Below are 14,519 nucleotides of genomic sequence, written 5' to 3'. Positions count from 1 at the left end.
CCCCATGCGCTTTCTCTCTGCCCTCGTGGCCACAGCCCTGTTCGCCTCGCCCGCCTTTGCCCAATGCGGCGGCGGCTTCAATTCTTTCGTGAAGGGCCTGAAATCCGAGGCGGTGCAGCGCGGGTTCGACACCGCAACCGTCAACGCCTTCTTCCAAGGCGTCCAGCAGGACAATGCGGTGCTGAAAGCCGACCGGGCGCAAGGGGTGTTTCAGAAACCGTTCATAGACTTCTCGCGCCATCTGATCTCGCAGAACCGGATCGACCGGGGGCAGGCCATGTCGCGCAAATACGATGCGGTGTTTGACCGGATCGAGGCCGAATACGGTGTCTCGCGCGGGGTGCTGCTGGCCTTCTGGGCGTTCGAGACGGATTACGGCGCATTTCAGGGCAATTTCAACACCCGCAACGCACTGGTGACGCTGGCCCATGATTGCCGCAGACCCGAGCTGTTCCGACCCCAGATTTTCGCGGCCATTGAGCTGTACAGCCAAGGCGATTTCGACCCCGCCCGCACCACCGGCGCTTGGGCGGGTGAGATCGGCATGGTGCAGATGTTGCCGCAAGATATTCTGGACAATGGCGTCGACGGGGATGGGGATGGTCAGGTCTCCTTGAAAACCTCGGCCCCGGATGCGTTGATGTCGGGGGGCAAGATGCTGTCGCATCTGGGCTGGCAGCCGGGTCAGCCGTGGCTGCAGGAAGTCACGGTGCCTGCAGATATGGACTGGTCGCTATCGGGGCCGGGCAAACCGCGTGCGGTGTCCGACTGGCAGGCGATGGGTGTGCAGGCACGCAGCGGGTCGCTGACCAACCTGCCCGCCTCGCTGATCCTGCCGCAGGGGCACAAGGGGCCAGCCTTTCTGGCCTACCCGAATTTCGACGTCTATTTCGAATGGAACCAGAGCTTTGTCTATGTCCTGACCGCCGCCTATTTCGGCACAAGGCTTGAGGGTGGACAGATCTATGACGCAGGCAACCCGGCACCGGGCCTGTCGGGTGCGCAGATGAAGCAATTGCAGAGCAAGCTGCAGGCGCGCGGGCATGATGTCGGCAAGATCGATGGCATTCTGGGCGCCGGAACGCGGGCTGCCGTGCAGGCCGAACAGGTGCGGCTGGGGCTGCCTGCAGATGCGTGGCCGACGGTGGAGTTGTTGGGGCGATTGTGAAGCGATTCCTGGTTAGAGCCCAGGGCTACCCGCAAGTGTTTTCTCGCCAGATTCGTCTGCTAAGAAGTGACTCATGAAAAAGCACAATTTTCTTGGCATCGTGGCCACATCAGCAATCTTCATCACCTTTGTCCTAGCAGGGCACTTTTTGGTACAAACTGCTCAACCATCTGCAGACGTAGTAGCCAGAGTAAAAGCACAGTCTCCAAGCATCAATGTGGACGATTTCCAGCCCGGAGATGTGAAAATTGTCTTACTCAACAATCTTCCAATAGTCGTTTGGCGAAGAAACGAAGCTGACATGGCGTTAGCTGCCATCCAGAACGATCCAGAAATCTGGAATGAAAAGTACAGCAAAATCTTAGGGCAAGCCGATCCAGTGTTTGCTGATGACGCCAACCTAACGTTAGATGGTGAATGGTTCTTTGCAGTTGCATATCCGCCGGATAGCCCAGGTTGGATACCGTTGTTGAGAGCAGGTAATTATGATGGGTTCTTTGATTCAAGATACGCCGGTCACTACGACGTGGCTGGCCGAATTCGTCTTCAAGGGCGCAATAACTTGACAGTCGTTGCCGGAGAGATGTCCGAAGATGGGCAAACAATTGAGCTCAACCTTCGTCGATAACAGGCATAGTTTAGCGAGGCCCGTTGTTACCTTGAAACATAGCCGATGTCAGCAAGGCAGCTATTGCCGTCTGCTTTGTCTGCGTAGCCGTCACCGGAAGAAGCGATTGAGTGTTTGTTTTCGCCTCAATCCGACCGCACCGGATACCGATTGCCTTTCTCGTCAATCAAGATCAACCGCTCGCCACTGCGCACATACAGGTCACAGCGGCTAAACCCGTTGCGATAGGCGATGCAGATGCTGCCATCCTCGGCGATGGAATAGGTGCCGAAGGCGGATTCTCCGCTAGCGTAAGTGTAGGAATACGCCCCTCCAGCCGAGTATTTTGACTGTCCGTCATCGAAAAAGGTCAGTGTTCGCCCTGCAAGACCGTTGAGTTCTTCGGCAGACAAGAGAACGTCCCCGGGTTTGGTCGCCCATTCGGCGGCTGTGGCGGATGTGGCAGCGAACAGGGCAAGGATCAGATAGCGGGTCATGGGGTCAGTCTAGCCCGAAGCCCTCTGCAACAGGCATAAACTTGCGGTGATGGCTCAGGCGACCATCTGTTCGGCCTTCTTGAGATCGACCGAGACCAGCTGGCTGACGCCCTGTTCCTGCATGGTCACACCGAACAGCCGGTCCATCCGCGCCATGGTCACCGCGTGGTGGGTGATGATCAGGAACCGGGTGTCGGTCTGCCGGCACATCTCGTCCAGCAGATCGCAGAACCGGGTGACGTTGGCATCGTCCAGCGGCGCGTCGACCTCATCCAGCACGCAGATCGGGGCGGGGTTGGCGAGGAAGACGCCGAAGATCAGAGCGGTGGCGGTCAGGGTCTGTTCGCCGCCCGACAACAGGCTGAGGGTCGAGAGTTTCTTGCCCGGCGGTTGGCACATGATCTCAAGCCCGGCATCCAGCGGGTCATCGCTTTCGACCATGACCAGATTGGCCTCGCCACCGCCAAAGAGGTGCTTGAACAACATCGCGAAGTTCGAATTCACCTGCTCGAACGCGGTCAGCAGCCGCTCGCGGCCTTCGCGGTTGAGACTGGCGATGCCGCTGCGCAGGGCCTTGATCGCCTCCTCCAGATCAGCCTTTTCGCCGTTCAGGGTGTCGAATTCTTCCTGAACCTCTTTGCTGTCTTCTTCGGCGCGCAGGTTCACCGCGCCCATCGCGTCGCGCTGGCGTTTGTGGCGGTTGACCTCGGCCTCCAACGCATCGGCGGCGGGCATTTGGTCGGGGTTCACGTCTAACTGATTGAGCAATTGGTTCGGCGTCAGTTGCTGATCCTCGGCGATACGTTCGGCGGCGGCGGTCACCGCCTCTTTGGCAGCATCGCAGCGCGCCTCGGCTGCCGCGCGGGTTTCGCGCGCCTCGGAGGCCTGCCGTTCCGCTTCGCGTTCGGCCAGCACGACCTCGCGCTGCTCGGTTTCGGCCTCGGCCAGCTTGTCGGCGGCCTCGGCCCGGCGGGCTTCGGCGGTTTCGATCAACTCGTTCAGTTCTTCGCGGGCCTCGGCAATCTCACCGGGGGCAGCCATGGCCTCTTGCAATTCCTCTTCCGAGCTTTCCTTGCGTTCGGCCAGTTCCGCGATGCGTTTTTCGGCGGTTTCCAGACGGTGTTTCCAGCCGCTCAAGTCCTTGGCAACCTCCTGCGAACGGCGCGTCCGGGCCTCACCTTCACGGCGCAATTCGTCATGGGTCGAGCGGTGGGTCAGCATGGTGATCCGCGCCGCCTCGACCGTTTGTTTGATATCTTCAACCTGCGCGCGGGCGCTGTCGAGGTCGCCCAGCCCGGTCAGCGCGCCTTCGGCTTCGCGCAACTGTGCCCGCGCAGACATGGCGTCTTCTTTGTGGCGGTCCACGGCGAGGGTCAGAGTCTCCAACTTGCCCTGCGCCAGATTGCGGTCCGCCTCGGCCCGGCTGAGCATCCGCGCGGTTTCGGCCATACGTTGATCGGCGGCACGGCGGGCATCGCGGGCGCGACGGTCAGCTTCGGTCACGTCAGCCAGTTGCTGCGACAGCGCCTCATGCGCGGCGCGGGCCCCGTCGGCTTGCGCCTCGGTGCGGGCAAGTTCCTGTTTCAGTGTCTCAAGCTTATTGAGCTGTTCCAGACGCAGGGCCGCAGCGCTCGGCGCATCCTCGGCCCAGGCGCGGAACCCGTCCCAGCGCCACAGGTCGCCCGAGCGCGAGACCAGCCGTTGCCCCGGCTTCAACGACGCCTGCAACCGCGCGCCCTGATCCGAATCGACCAGACCGATCTGCGCAATGCGGCGGCTCAGGCGGTCGGGGCCGGAAACATGCAGCGCCAGCGGTTCGGCCCCCTCGGGCAGCGGCTGATCGGCGTCATAACCGGCGACCTGCACCCAACCAGATGGCCCGTCGCCCTCAACCAAAGGCGCCCGCAGGTCATCGGCCAGGGCCGCGCCCAACGCCTTTTCATAGCCCGAGGCGACGCGCAGCAGGTCCAGCACCTGCCCGCCCTCAGCCGTGTCGCGTTCGACCAGCTTGGCCAGCGCGGTGGTTTCAGCCCGGATCGCGCCCAACTCGCCTTCGGCCTCGGAGCGTTTGGCGCGGGCCTCAGCCTCACGCGCCTGCGTGTCATTGCGCAGCTCATCGGCGGCGGCGAGTGCTTCTTCGGCAGCCTCGGCCGCTTCGCGGGCTTCCTCCTCGCCCTCTTGCGCGGTCTCGAACGCCTCGCTGGCGCGGGTCAGGGCGGATTTCGCCTCATCGACTGCGGTGCGGGCTTTTTCCTCTTCGCCCTCGGAACGGGCCAATGTCTTGCGACTGTCCTCGACCAGTCGTTGCGCCGATTGGTGGCGGGCGACCAGACGGGCCATGTCTTCGGTCTCTTGCGACAGGTGGTCTTCGCGATCCTGCAGCACCGAGGCAGCCTCGCGGGCAACTTCCGCGGCCTCAGCCACCTTTTCGTCATACCCCTCGGCGGCTTTGGAAAGCTCGCGGGCCTCCCACTCCAGCCGTTCAATCATCTCTCCCGCATCCCGGTTCAGGCCGGATTCGCGTTCGATATCGTTGCCCAATTGCTGGATGCGGTTGGTCAGCGTTTCAATCGTCTGACGCGCGCGGGTTTCCTGATCGCTCAGCTGATCGCGCTGCACCATCTGACGCTGCAGGACGGCGGCGGCGATGGCTTCTTCTTCGCGCAGGGGCGGCAGTGTTTCTTCGATTTGGGCCCGTTTGGCGGCGGCGTCGCGAGCCTCGGCCTCGGCGCGCGAGGCTTCGGTCAGCCGGTCGCGCAGCTTGTCCTCGGCCGCCTGACGGGCCATGTCGGCCTCTTTCCAGCGGCGATAGAGCAGCATCCCTTCGGCCTGCCGCAACTGCTCACCAATCTCGCGATAGCGGGCGGCCTGCCGCGCCTGACGGGCAAGCTGCGCCAATTGCCCACCCAATTGTTCCAGCACGTCATCAACGCGGGTCAGGTTGGCCTCGGTGCCTTTGAGCTTTAGCTCGGCCTCGTGGCGGCGCTGATAGAGGCCGGAAATCCCGGCCGCCTCTTCCAGAATGCGGCGGCGGGCGCGGGGTTTGGCGTTGATCAGCTCGGCAATGCGGTTCTGCCCCACCAGCGCGGGTGAATGTGCGCCGGTCGAGGCGTCGGCGAACAGCATCTGCACATCGCGGGCGCGGACGTCTTTGCCGTTGGTCTTATAGGCGCTGCCCACGTCACGGGTGATGCGGCGCACGATCTCAAGCTGGTCACTGTCATTGAAACCCGAAGGGGCCAGACGTTCCGAGTTGTCCATGGTCAGGACCACCTCGGCAAAGTTGCGGGCCGGGCGGGTGGCGGCCCCGGCGAAGATCACATCCTCCATCGCGCCGCCGCGCATGGATTTGGGGCGGTTTTCGCCCATCACCCAGCGCAGGGCTTCCAACAGGTTGGATTTGCCGCAGCCATTGGGACCCACCACACCGGTCAACCCGTCCGCGATGATCAGATCGGTCGGGTCAACAAAGCTTTTGAAGCCGGTCAGTTTGAGTTTGCTGAAACGCAAATGGCTGCTCTTGGTATGATTCCTCTGACTATTAAGTGTGCGCAACCGAGGGGCGAGGTGTCAACGTGATTGCGCAGGATATGGGCCATTCGCCCGAGTTATCCACAACATCTTGGCAAAACTACGCGCGGACCCGCGTATCTCAGTATGGTGTGCATTCAAAGACCTGATAGCCGTATCCACCGGAATAGCCATAGTTGACGCATTCATAGGAGCGCATCAAAAGCGCGCCAAAAATCAGCTTTTCACCCAGTTCGCGGTCGCAGGCCAGCACCCCCACGGTCACCGCCGCATCCCCCAGAACATCCAGCAGCGGACAGCCCGAAACCTGCGCCATGGCCAACGCGGCGCGGTCGCGGATTGGACCAAGGCGCGGGGCGTATTGGGGATTTACGCGCACCGCCTCGGCCAGCGCATCCTTGACGCGGACGTCGAAGACGCTGCCATTGACCTCGACCCGCGTCGCGGGCAGGCCGTGGAAATGAGGCGAACCGCCCCCACAGGCGGCGAGAAACAGGAAGGCAAGCAGACGGATCATGATCGTTATCTAGCCGCCACTTGGTTAACGAAACCTTTCCGGCGGCGGCCATTCTTGAACCCGGGTCAGATACGTGGTCATATGATTTGACCAATTCAAAGCGATGGCGCGATGCCTTTCCAGAAAGTTCAGACCGAAAAACTGTCCCTCGCCGTGGTGCGCCAGATCGAGTTGCTGATCCTCCGCGGCATCCTGCGCCCCGGCGAACGTCTGCCATCCGAACGCGAACTGGCCGAACGCATGGGTGTGTCGCGCCCGTCGCTGCGTGAGGCGATCTCGGACCTGCAGGATCAGGGTTTGCTGACTGCCAAGGCCGGATCGGGGATCTATGTGGCCGAAGTGCTGGGTTCGGCCTTTTCGCCCGCGCTGACGCGGCTGTTCGGCAATCATGACGAAGCGGTGTTCGACTATCTCTCGTTCCGCCGCGATATGGAGGGACTGGCGGCCGAGCGAGCAGCGCGGATGGGGTCGGGCAGCGATCTGAAGGTTGTACAGGCCATTCTGGACAAGATGGAGGCCGCCCATGATCGAAACGCCGCCGAGGAAGAGGCGCATCTGGATGCCGAGTTCCACATGGCGATCATCGAGGCCAGCCATAACGTGGTAATGCTGCATATGATGCGGTCGATGTTCGATTTGCTGCGACAGGGCGTGTTCTACAACCGGCAGATCATGTTCCAGCAACGCACCACCCGCGACGCCATTCTGGACCAGCACCGCGCCATTAACGCGGCCCTGCAGGACCGCGACCCCAAGGGCGCGCGGCGGGCGGTCGAGGATCATCTGAACTTTGTCAAAAGCTGCATGGCCGATCAGCAGAAGGCCCTGCGCAATGAAGAGATCGCGCAGCTGCGGCTAAAGCACGAAACGGGTGAGGCCTGATGTTCATCGGGCATTTGCCGGGCGCTTATCTGGTCTTTCGGACTGCCGCACCAAACCTCGGTAAGCTTGCCTTTGCCGCGGCGATGGTGGGGGCCGTTGCCCCTGATATCGATATACTCTGGTTCTATCTGGTCGATGATCGGGGACATCATCACCATTCCTACCTCACCCACCGCCCAATCATCTGGGCGGGGTTTCTGCTTGCCGGGATGATGATACGTATCTGGGCCTTGAGAACCGGTACCTTTCTGACCTTCTTTGGTGCGGGCGGGCTGGTTCATATGGTGCTGGACTCGATCACCGGCGAGGTTGCGTGGCTCTGGCCGTTCTCGGACGCAACGCACCCGCTGGTCGTGGTACAAGCCACCCATTCTCATTGGATATTGTCCTTTCTCAACCATTGGACATTCAAGGTCGAGATCGTGATTACCGTGATAGCGCTGCTTGTCTGGTTTCTTAGTTGGCGCAGGGCCTGAGTGCACGAAAAAACCCGAGCGCCTGAGGCCCTCGGGTTCGTTCAAATTATTTGTATACAGATCAGTGCAGCTTTTCACCAACATCCGCGATGGATGCGTCGATCAGCTTGTTCGCCTGAGCGGCGGTCATCTGCTTGGCCAGCACGGCGTTGGCCGCCGAGACCGCAACGGTGATGGCCTGATCACGGACTTCTTTCACAGCCGAAGCTTCAGCCGACGCGATCTGATCCTGTGCAGCGGCCAGACGGCGTGCGATGGATTTTTCCAGATCGACCTTGGCCTGCTCGGCCGCGCGGACGGCATCTTCGCGGGCCGCCTCGACGATGGCATCGGCCTGACCCTGAACTTCGCGCTGTTTGCGCTCGTACGAGGCCAACAGGCTGCGCGCTTCTTCGTGCAGAGCGCGGGCCTCATTCAGTTCGGACTGAATGCCTTCTGCGCGATTGTCCAGCGCGCCACCGATCATGCCGGGGACCTTGAAGTAGAACAGAACCGCGATGAAGACGATGAAGCCCAGAAGGACCACAAAGTCGGTGTTGCCAAGCGAGAAGAACGGGCCGCTTGCGGCCAGCGCGGGGCTGGCGGCACCGACGCTCAGGATAAGGGCAAGAGTGTTCCGCATATCACTTATCCTTTCGTCTGCGCGTCTACGGCACCGTCGATGGCTTTGGCATCCGCCTCGCCGCCCAGTGCGGTGACCAGTTCAGCCGCCGTATCCTTGGCAACCACTTGAATGCTTTCCAGCGCACCGGCCCGGATTTCGGCAATAGCCTTCTCCGATTCAGCCGCCTTTGCAGCGATTTCCGCATCCGCCTTGGCAATTGCGTCATCCAGTCCAGACTGGATTTCGGCGCGTGCTTCGGCAGCGATACGCTGCGCTTCGGCACGGGCATCGGCCAGCGCCTTGTTATAGGCCTCTTCGGCCTCGACCGCCTTGGCCTTCAGATCTTCGGCCGCAGCCAGGTCATTTGTAATGGTCCCCTGACGTTCAGCCAGGATTGCCGCGATGCGCGGCAGGGCCACGCGGGACAGGACCAGAAAGATGACGACCAGCGTAATGACCAGCCAGAAAATCTGGTTGGGGAACCAATCGAAGCAGAGCTGCGGCATACCAATCGCCGACCCATGAGAGTCAACGCAGGTGCCAGCCACTTCTTTGGCAAGGGGTTCAGTCGCCATGATGTCCTCCGTCGGAACGTTGTCTTTACAACAGGTGGGCCGCTATGGCTTGGGCCCACCTGCGCGTAAGGATCAGGTTCCGCAGATTAGACGGCGAACATCAGCAGCAGCGAGACCAGGAATGCGAAGATGCCCAGCGCTTCTGCGAATGCGATACCGATGAACAGGGTTGCGGTCTGCGAAGCAGCCGCCGAAGGGTTGCGCAGGGCGCCGGCCAGGAAGTTGCCTGCAACGTTGCCCACCCCGATTGCGGCTGCGCCGGAACCGATTGCTGCCAGGCCTGCGCCGATGTGTGCGAGATCGCCTTCCATGATGTGTCTCCTTACGAATTGGAAGTTTCGATGTTGGGTGTTCGGACCTTAGTGCGACGGATGCAGCGCATCCTTCAGATATACGCAGGTCAGAATGGTGAATACGTAGGCCTGAATGAAGGACACGAGGACCTCAAGGCCGTACATTGCGGTGATCGCCAGAACCGACACGGGCGAGATCACGGCAATCGCGGCAAAGCCTGCGAACACCTTGATCACGGCGTGACCTGCCATGACGTTACCAGCAAGACGAATGGAGTGGCTGACGGGACGCACGAAGTACGAGATCAGCTCAATAATCGCCAGAACCGGACGCAGCGCCAGCGGTGCGCTGGAGACCCAGAACAGGCCCAGGAACGCGGCACCGTTCTTGACGAAACCCAGAACGGTCACGGTCAGGAACACGGCCAGCGCCAGCGGGATGGTCACGGCGAAATGCGATGTGGTTGTAAAGGATGTCGGGATCATCCCAAGGAAGTTCGCGCAGACGATGAACATGAACAGGGTCATGACATAGGGGAAGTACTTGACGCCTTCCTTACCGCAGATGTCTTCCAGCATCTTGTAGATGAAGCCATAGGCCAGTTCGGCCACCGACTGCATCCGGGTCGGAACAATCGCGCGCTTCGAAGTGCTGAGCACCAGCAGGCCAAAAATCGCGGCAATCGCCAGGAACATCCACAGGGTCACGTTGGTGGGCGTGTACCAGGCAATCGCACCGTCGCCAAAGAGCGGCTTGACGATGAACTGGTCCATCGGGTGGAATACCAGGCTGCTGCCTTCTGCTGCGGTGGTCTCGGTCGCCACGTTCAGTCCCTCTCGTCCTTCTCGGCCGCGCTTGCCGCCGCTTGTTTCTCTTGAACCTCTTTCGCGCTGCGGAGCATAACCTTCACGCCCGCGACAAGGCCCAGCAATGTGAACAGCACCAGAAAAATCGGGATCGTCCCGAGCAGGCTGTCCAGCCCGTATCCGATGCCAAATCCGATCCCCAGACCGGATACCATTTCGATGACCATCCTCCAGGCAAGCTCGCCCCCGGACACGTCAGCATCTGCACGGGGCTTGGGCGCTTTGGCCTTTTTCGCCGCTTCGATCTTGGCCTCAAGCTGCGCCATACGCTGCTTTTGGTCATCATCGGTCACGGGCGGGTCCCTCGTACAGTCTTGGGTAGGGTGCTAAGGGGCTGAGGGCGCAGAGTCAACGGCGTTGACGCCGCACGGAGAATGAAGCTAAGCTTCAGATTTTTATAATAAAAATCTCGAGCACCAGTGATCTGCCGGTGACACGAAACCGGTGGGTCAGGCGAAATCCGCTGAATCCTCATATTCAACCTTTTGGTTGATCTTTCCCCGTCACGTCCCGCCGCAGGCGCCGGACGATCCGCCCGTCGATCAGCAGCAGGCCAGCAAAAATCGCCGCCATGCCCAGCAGGTGTTCAGGTCGCAAGGTCTCGCCCAGAACCCATGTGCCCAACACCAGCGCTGAGACCGGGGCGATAAGCGTTACGGTCGAGATATTGGTCGGCCCCACCTTGGGCAGCAGCCAGTAGAACACGATGAACGCCACCGAGGTCAGCACAAACCCGATCATCATCAGCGAGGCCCAGGTCTCGGCCCGGGTGATGTGCGGCAGCCCTTCCCGCCAGAGCGCCAGCGGAGCGATCGACAGCGTCGCACCCGTCAGGGCCAGCGCCACCAGAACCACCGGCTGCATATCCCGGAACGCGCGGGCGAAATTCACCGAGAAGGCATAGCAGACCGGGGCGAGAAGGATGAGCAAAACAGCCCAGAACTCGGACTTTTCCCCCGATTGCAAAAGCGGCAGGGACAGCACGACGATACCGGCAAAGCCGCAGACCACGCCCAGCGATTTGAGCAGCGTAGCCCGTTCGCCTCCGGGCCAGAAATGCGAGACGATGACCGCAAAGGCGGGGGTTGTCGCATTCACGATCCCGGCCACGCCCGCGCCGATATACTGTTGGCCCAGCGCATAGAAGGCAAACGGCGCGGCATAGCTGAGCGCGCCGAAGCCCAGCAGGCCCGCCGCCCGGCCAACGCTCAGGCTGACGGGCAGACGCCGGCCCAGCACATAGGCCCAGCAGCCCAGCGCTCCGAACCCGACCCGGCCCATCGACACCGACAGCGGCCCAAGTTCGCGCAGCAAAATGGCGTTGAACATGAAGGACATGCCCCAGCCGATGCCGAGGATGCAGATCACCAGCCAGTATTTCAGCGCCATTGTCGCCCCCGCACACGTTCCGGCGCAGCATGGCGTGGGCTTGGAAATTGTCAAACCGCTTCCTGCGCATTAGGAAAGGGCCATGTCCAACGACCTCGACACCGTTTTCGCGGCCCTTGCCGACCCCACCCGCCGCGCCATCCTTGCGATGCTGCTTGAGGACGACATGGCCGTGACGGATGTGGCCGAGCCGTTCGAGATGTCGCTGGCCGCGATCTCGAAACATCTGGTCATTCTGACCCGCGCCGGGCTGATCTCTCAGGAAAAGCGGGGCCGGGTGAAATGGTGCAAGCTGGAACCCGACGCGTTGCGGGCCGCATCCGTGTGGATGCAGGGGTTCGGGCAGTTCGAACCGGTCAATCTGGATGCGTTCGAACGGTTTCTGGAAATCGAACTGCCCTCGGACGAGGCTTAACGGACGACAAAGACCGACATCGTCGCGTGTTTGGCCAGATGGCCCGCATGGCTTGAGAAGATGTAATCGGTCAACCGTGGCGCATGGGTGCCCACGACGATCAGATCGGCTCCGATCTCTTCTGCGGTGCGGGTCAGATCACCATCGGCCTCGACCGAGACATCGACCGAGCGGAGCGTGCGCGTTTCGACCGCCCCGCCGCTGCGCGCGGCGATCTGGTCGGCAAGGCCCTGCAATTCAGTGCTGACGGCGCTGTCGGTCAGCGCCGGGTCGCCGGGCTGGGTCCAGACCACGGTGACAAGCGTGATCTTCGCGCCCTGCCATTTGGCAATATCGGCGGCGATATCAGCGGCCTTGCGCACCTCGGGCGGCAGGTGCAGGTCGACAGGGATCATGATGTGGGTGAACATGGCAAACTCCTCCTCGCGTTAAAGCATAGGGAAATTTGCATATTTATGCCTTGATCTGCCTCAAGGGTGCCGGGGCTATCCCTGTCGGCTGTATTCCACTCCGGTCACAACGCCGGTTGCATCAGCTCGGCAGAGCCACGGGGCCTCGGCACCCGCCACGAAAACGCTGGTGACCGAGCCCGTCGGCCCGGATTGGGTCGAGGTCGCGCGGACCCCATCGGGCTGGGTGCCGGTCTCGGCAGCCACAAGGGCCTCGCAGCTGGCTTGCAGATCGGCCTCGGGCGACGGGCCGCTTGTTGCGCAAGCGCCCAGCGCCAGCAGCGCCGGGATGATAAGGGGTGTTTTCATGGCTCGTATCCTTGGGCAATGCGCGGGCAGGCTGCCATATCGGGCGCAGAAGGCAAGGCTCAATCCCGGTTGGCGGGTCTGTTGGCCGGGGCCTCGTCGGTCTTGAGCAACAGCAGCAGCGCCACGGCGGTCAGAACCGCACCGACCAGCACCAGCGCGGTGGGGGCGGGGCGTCCCAGCGCGATCTCCCACAGGATCACCCAGCTGGGGATTAGGTAGGTATAAGCCATCACCTTGGCGGCAGGCAGGCAAAGTGCCGCGAACTGGACCAGAACAAAGCTGGCGGCGGTGGCGAACAACGAAATATAGAGCAAAGTCAGCCAGACGATGCCCGGAAGGTTTGCCCAATCGGTCGCGCGGATATCGGACCAGCCCCAGAGCGACAGGATCAGGCACCCTGCGACCAGCGTGCCGAAGGCGAACACCACCGCAGGCTCACCCCGGTTCAGTTTCCTCACCATCGGCGTATAGATCGCATGGGCGGCGCAGCCCCAGAAATAGATGATCTCTCCGCCCCCGATCTGGAAGGCCCGGAAGGCCTGCCAATCGGCCCGGAAGATGACCCAAAGCGCGCCCATTGCGCCTACAGTCAGCGCCAGCGCCATGCGCGGCGTGGTGATCTGGCGCAGCAGCACCCATCCGGCCAGCGCCGACATGACAGGCGTCAGGGTAAAGACCGCCGCCGCGCTGACCGGCGGTGCGGTTTTGAGCCCGTAGAACATCAGCACAAAATAGCTGCCGAACAACCCGCCCAGCACCAGATAGCGCCAAGGCGCGCGCCCTGCGCTACGCGAGATCCCCGTGGTGGCTAGCGCCGCGATCCCGATGACCACCGCCGCAATTCCAAACCGCGCCGCCGTGATCGCCGCGGGTGCGATTTCATTCGCCACCATCGAGCCAAGCGAAAAACTGCCCGCCACCAGTGCCGAAAATGTCAGCATGGCCAGATGGCCGCGCGCCTGCGGTGTCACGGCAGCCAGCCCTTGGACTGGTCTTTCAGGAAGGACAAGAAAGCCTGCACCTTGGTGGTCCGGTGCAGGTCCACATGGGTCACCAGCCACAGCTTGCCGGACCATTCGGGCAGAGGCTCCATCACCTCGACCAGATCGGGATCGCGCGCGGCCTCCCACCGGGCCATGAAACCGATGCCCGCGCCGGCCAGAACCGCCTCGCGCATGCAGAAGTTGTTGGTGCAGCGGAAGGTGATCGCCTGTTCCGGCGCATTGGCGCGCAGCCAGCGGGAAAACGGCGCGCGGCTGTTTTCGTCATCATTGCCAACGAAGTGGTGATTGGCGAAATCCTCTACGCCAGACGGTTTGCCGTGACGCGCGATGTAGGACTTGCCGGCAAACAGCCCGACCTCTTGCGGGATGAAGGGCTGCACCACGTTGTCCGGCTGATCCGGTGCAGCACCCGCACGGATGGCCACATGCGCCTCGCCATATTCCAGCCGAAACAGGCGGTCGCCGGTCAGATAGCGCACGATCAGGCCCGGGTGGGTCGTCTGGAACTCGGTCAGCGTCGGCACGATCAGGGGTGCAAGCGAAGCCAGCGACGTCACCACCAGCTCGCCCGAGACATCATCCCCCCGCCCTTTCATTCGGCCCACCAGCTGGTTGAACTGATCCTCGGTCGCCTGCGCCACGCGCAGCAGGTCCTCTCCGGCTTCGGTGGGCGTGTAGCCGCGCGCATGACGCTGGAACAGCTTGACGCCCAGCCGCGCCTCGATCGCGTCGATATGGCGGATCACGGTGGCATGATGCACGCCCAGCACATCCGCCGCCCCGCTGACCGTTCCCATTCGCGCCACCTGATAGGCGGTTCTCACTTCGTCCCAATTGTCCATTGCATCCGACCTATTGTGCAAATTCCAACAATGCATGTTGGTATATCCGGGTTTTGTTCGTGAGCGCAACAAACATATTCGAACGACAGACGAT

Annotated in this window: 18 protein-coding genes; 5 read left to right on the top strand and 13 right to left on the bottom strand. The window is 61.9% G+C overall.

Annotated elements, in window-relative coordinates:
- The first annotated feature begins 4 nt into the window (after nucleotides 1-4).
- Together ACR0J1_RS18250 and ACR0J1_RS18245 are read left to right on the top strand one after the other, a co-directional pair.
- The gene (locus ACR0J1_RS18250; protein ID WP_480734113.1) at nucleotides 5-1,168 is read left to right on the top strand and encodes a lytic murein transglycosylase; all 1,164 of its coding nucleotides are present in this window, start codon (nucleotides 5-7) and stop codon (nucleotides 1,166-1,168) included.
- A gap of 73 nt (nucleotides 1,169-1,241) precedes the next feature.
- Nucleotides 1,242-1,796, top strand: a complete 555-nt coding sequence (locus ACR0J1_RS18245) for a Rieske (2Fe-2S) protein (RefSeq protein ID WP_480734112.1) — start codon at nucleotides 1,242-1,244, stop codon at nucleotides 1,794-1,796.
- A 125-nt stretch (nucleotides 1,797-1,921) separates the two neighbouring features.
- Here the strand turns inward: ACR0J1_RS18245 and ACR0J1_RS18240 are convergent, their stop codons facing one another.
- From ACR0J1_RS18240 to ACR0J1_RS18230, 3 genes are all read right to left on the bottom strand, one after another.
- Nucleotides 1,922-2,272, bottom strand: coding sequence for a hypothetical protein (locus ACR0J1_RS18240; RefSeq protein WP_480734111.1), 351 nt, complete (start codon nucleotides 2,270-2,272; stop codon nucleotides 1,922-1,924).
- Between the two features lie 54 nt (nucleotides 2,273-2,326).
- Nucleotides 2,327-5,782, bottom strand: a complete 3,456-nt coding sequence (locus ACR0J1_RS18235; RefSeq protein ID WP_480734110.1) for a chromosome segregation SMC family protein — start codon at nucleotides 5,780-5,782, stop codon at nucleotides 2,327-2,329.
- A gap of 142 nt (nucleotides 5,783-5,924) precedes the next feature.
- The gene (locus ACR0J1_RS18230; protein ID WP_480734109.1) at nucleotides 5,925-6,320 is read right to left on the bottom strand and encodes a hypothetical protein; all 396 of its coding nucleotides are present in this window, start codon (nucleotides 6,318-6,320) and stop codon (nucleotides 5,925-5,927) included.
- 111 nt (nucleotides 6,321-6,431) lie between these two features.
- Between ACR0J1_RS18230 and ACR0J1_RS18225 the strand changes: the two genes are divergently transcribed.
- The gene (locus ACR0J1_RS18225; RefSeq protein WP_480734108.1) at nucleotides 6,432-7,202 is read left to right on the top strand and encodes a FadR/GntR family transcriptional regulator; all 771 of its coding nucleotides are present in this window, start codon (nucleotides 6,432-6,434) and stop codon (nucleotides 7,200-7,202) included.
- Nucleotides 7,202-7,678, top strand: a complete 477-nt coding sequence (locus tag ACR0J1_RS18220) for a metal-dependent hydrolase (protein WP_480734107.1) — start codon at nucleotides 7,202-7,204, stop codon at nucleotides 7,676-7,678. The genes ACR0J1_RS18225 and ACR0J1_RS18220 overlap by 1 nt, the downstream gene beginning before the upstream one ends.
- Before the next feature lie 61 nt (nucleotides 7,679-7,739).
- On the opposite strand, the gene ACR0J1_RS18215 is transcribed toward ACR0J1_RS18220, so the two are convergent.
- The 6 genes from ACR0J1_RS18215 to ACR0J1_RS18190 form a co-directional block, all read right to left on the bottom strand.
- The gene (locus tag ACR0J1_RS18215; RefSeq protein WP_480734106.1) at nucleotides 7,740-8,300 is read right to left on the bottom strand and encodes a F0F1 ATP synthase subunit B; all 561 of its coding nucleotides are present in this window, start codon (nucleotides 8,298-8,300) and stop codon (nucleotides 7,740-7,742) included.
- A gap of 5 nt (nucleotides 8,301-8,305) precedes the next feature.
- Nucleotides 8,306-8,857: a F0F1 ATP synthase subunit B' gene (locus ACR0J1_RS18210; protein ID WP_480734105.1), complete on the bottom strand. Its 552-nt coding sequence runs from the start codon at nucleotides 8,855-8,857 to the stop codon at nucleotides 8,306-8,308.
- An 86-nt stretch (nucleotides 8,858-8,943) separates the two neighbouring features.
- Complete coding sequence (locus ACR0J1_RS18205) at nucleotides 8,944-9,168, bottom strand: F0F1 ATP synthase subunit C (protein WP_005981269.1); 225 nt, start codon at nucleotides 9,166-9,168, stop codon at nucleotides 8,944-8,946.
- A 48-nt stretch (nucleotides 9,169-9,216) separates the two neighbouring features.
- Nucleotides 9,217-9,975 carry a F0F1 ATP synthase subunit A gene (locus ACR0J1_RS18200; RefSeq protein ID WP_170587982.1) on the bottom strand — a complete coding sequence of 253 codons (759 nt, stop codon included), beginning with the start codon at nucleotides 9,973-9,975 and terminating at the stop codon, nucleotides 9,217-9,219.
- A 2-nt stretch (nucleotides 9,976-9,977) separates the two neighbouring features.
- Nucleotides 9,978-10,310 (bottom strand): AtpZ/AtpI family protein, encoded by a 333-nt coding sequence (locus ACR0J1_RS18195; RefSeq protein WP_170673619.1) that lies wholly within the window; start codon nucleotides 10,308-10,310, stop codon nucleotides 9,978-9,980.
- Between the two features lie 184 nt (nucleotides 10,311-10,494).
- Nucleotides 10,495-11,406 carry a DMT family transporter gene (locus ACR0J1_RS18190; protein ID WP_480734104.1) on the bottom strand — a complete coding sequence of 304 codons (912 nt, stop codon included), beginning with the start codon at nucleotides 11,404-11,406 and terminating at the stop codon, nucleotides 10,495-10,497.
- 82 nt (nucleotides 11,407-11,488) lie between these two features.
- Here ACR0J1_RS18190 and ACR0J1_RS18185 point away from each other — a divergent pair, with 82 nt between their 5' ends.
- Nucleotides 11,489-11,821, top strand: a complete 333-nt coding sequence (locus ACR0J1_RS18185; protein WP_480534209.1) for an ArsR/SmtB family transcription factor — start codon at nucleotides 11,489-11,491, stop codon at nucleotides 11,819-11,821.
- Here the strand turns inward: ACR0J1_RS18185 and ACR0J1_RS18180 are convergent.
- The 4 genes from ACR0J1_RS18180 to ACR0J1_RS18165 form a co-directional block, all read right to left on the bottom strand.
- Nucleotides 11,818-12,231 carry a universal stress protein gene (locus tag ACR0J1_RS18180; protein WP_480734103.1) on the bottom strand — a complete coding sequence of 138 codons (414 nt, stop codon included), beginning with the start codon at nucleotides 12,229-12,231 and terminating at the stop codon, nucleotides 11,818-11,820. The two genes, ACR0J1_RS18185 and ACR0J1_RS18180, sit on opposite strands and share 4 nt — an antisense overlap.
- Before the next feature lie 75 nt (nucleotides 12,232-12,306).
- Entirely contained in the window at nucleotides 12,307-12,579 is a 273-nt protein-coding gene (locus ACR0J1_RS18175; RefSeq protein ID WP_480734102.1) for a hypothetical protein, read from the bottom strand.
- Between the two features lie 59 nt (nucleotides 12,580-12,638).
- Complete coding sequence (locus ACR0J1_RS18170) at nucleotides 12,639-13,550, bottom strand: DMT family transporter (RefSeq protein ID WP_480734101.1); 912 nt, start codon at nucleotides 13,548-13,550, stop codon at nucleotides 12,639-12,641.
- Nucleotides 13,547-14,425 carry a LysR family transcriptional regulator gene (locus ACR0J1_RS18165; protein WP_480734100.1) on the bottom strand — a complete coding sequence of 293 codons (879 nt, stop codon included), beginning with the start codon at nucleotides 14,423-14,425 and terminating at the stop codon, nucleotides 13,547-13,549. Before ACR0J1_RS18165 ends, ACR0J1_RS18170 begins: the two co-directional genes overlap by 4 nt.
- Nucleotides 14,426-14,519: the final 94 nt, after the last annotated feature.

This window comes from Ruegeria sp. CJ3 (assembly GCF_056536725.1).
This window is presented reverse-complemented; position numbering and strand designations above follow the sequence as displayed.

Bases quoted from the DNA above. Each gene is read 5' to 3' on its own strand.
- ACR0J1_RS18190 (WP_480734104.1), bottom strand. From the start codon at position 11,406: ATGGCGCTGAAATACTGGCTGGTGATCTGCATCCTCGGCATCGGCTGG.
- ACR0J1_RS18230 (WP_480734109.1), bottom strand. From the start codon at position 6,320: ATGATCCGTCTGCTTGCCTTCCTGTTTCTCGCCGCCTGTGGGGGCGGT.
- ACR0J1_RS18245 (WP_480734112.1), top strand. From the start codon at position 1,242: ATGAAAAAGCACAATTTTCTTGGCATCGTGGCCACATCAGCAATCTTC.
- ACR0J1_RS18165 (WP_480734100.1), bottom strand. From the start codon at position 14,425: ATGGACAATTGGGACGAAGTGAGAACCGCCTATCAGGTGGCGCGAATG.
- ACR0J1_RS18210 (WP_480734105.1), bottom strand. From the start codon at position 8,857: ATGGCGACTGAACCCCTTGCCAAAGAAGTGGCTGGCACCTGCGTTGAC.
- ACR0J1_RS18250 (WP_480734113.1), top strand. From the start codon at position 5: ATGCGCTTTCTCTCTGCCCTCGTGGCCACAGCCCTGTTCGCCTCGCCC.
- ACR0J1_RS18180 (WP_480734103.1), bottom strand. From the start codon at position 12,231: ATGTTCACCCACATCATGATCCCTGTCGACCTGCACCTGCCGCCCGAG.
- ACR0J1_RS18240 (WP_480734111.1), bottom strand. From the start codon at position 2,272: ATGACCCGCTATCTGATCCTTGCCCTGTTCGCTGCCACATCCGCCACA.
- ACR0J1_RS18220 (WP_480734107.1), top strand. From the start codon at position 7,202: ATGTTCATCGGGCATTTGCCGGGCGCTTATCTGGTCTTTCGGACTGCC.
- ACR0J1_RS18215 (WP_480734106.1), bottom strand. From the start codon at position 8,300: ATGCGGAACACTCTTGCCCTTATCCTGAGCGTCGGTGCCGCCAGCCCC.
- ACR0J1_RS18205 (WP_005981269.1), bottom strand. From the start codon at position 9,168: ATGGAAGGCGATCTCGCACACATCGGCGCAGGCCTGGCAGCAATCGGT.
- ACR0J1_RS18185 (WP_480534209.1), top strand. From the start codon at position 11,489: ATGTCCAACGACCTCGACACCGTTTTCGCGGCCCTTGCCGACCCCACC.
- ACR0J1_RS18175 (WP_480734102.1), bottom strand. From the start codon at position 12,579: ATGAAAACACCCCTTATCATCCCGGCGCTGCTGGCGCTGGGCGCTTGC.
- ACR0J1_RS18225 (WP_480734108.1), top strand. From the start codon at position 6,432: ATGCCTTTCCAGAAAGTTCAGACCGAAAAACTGTCCCTCGCCGTGGTG.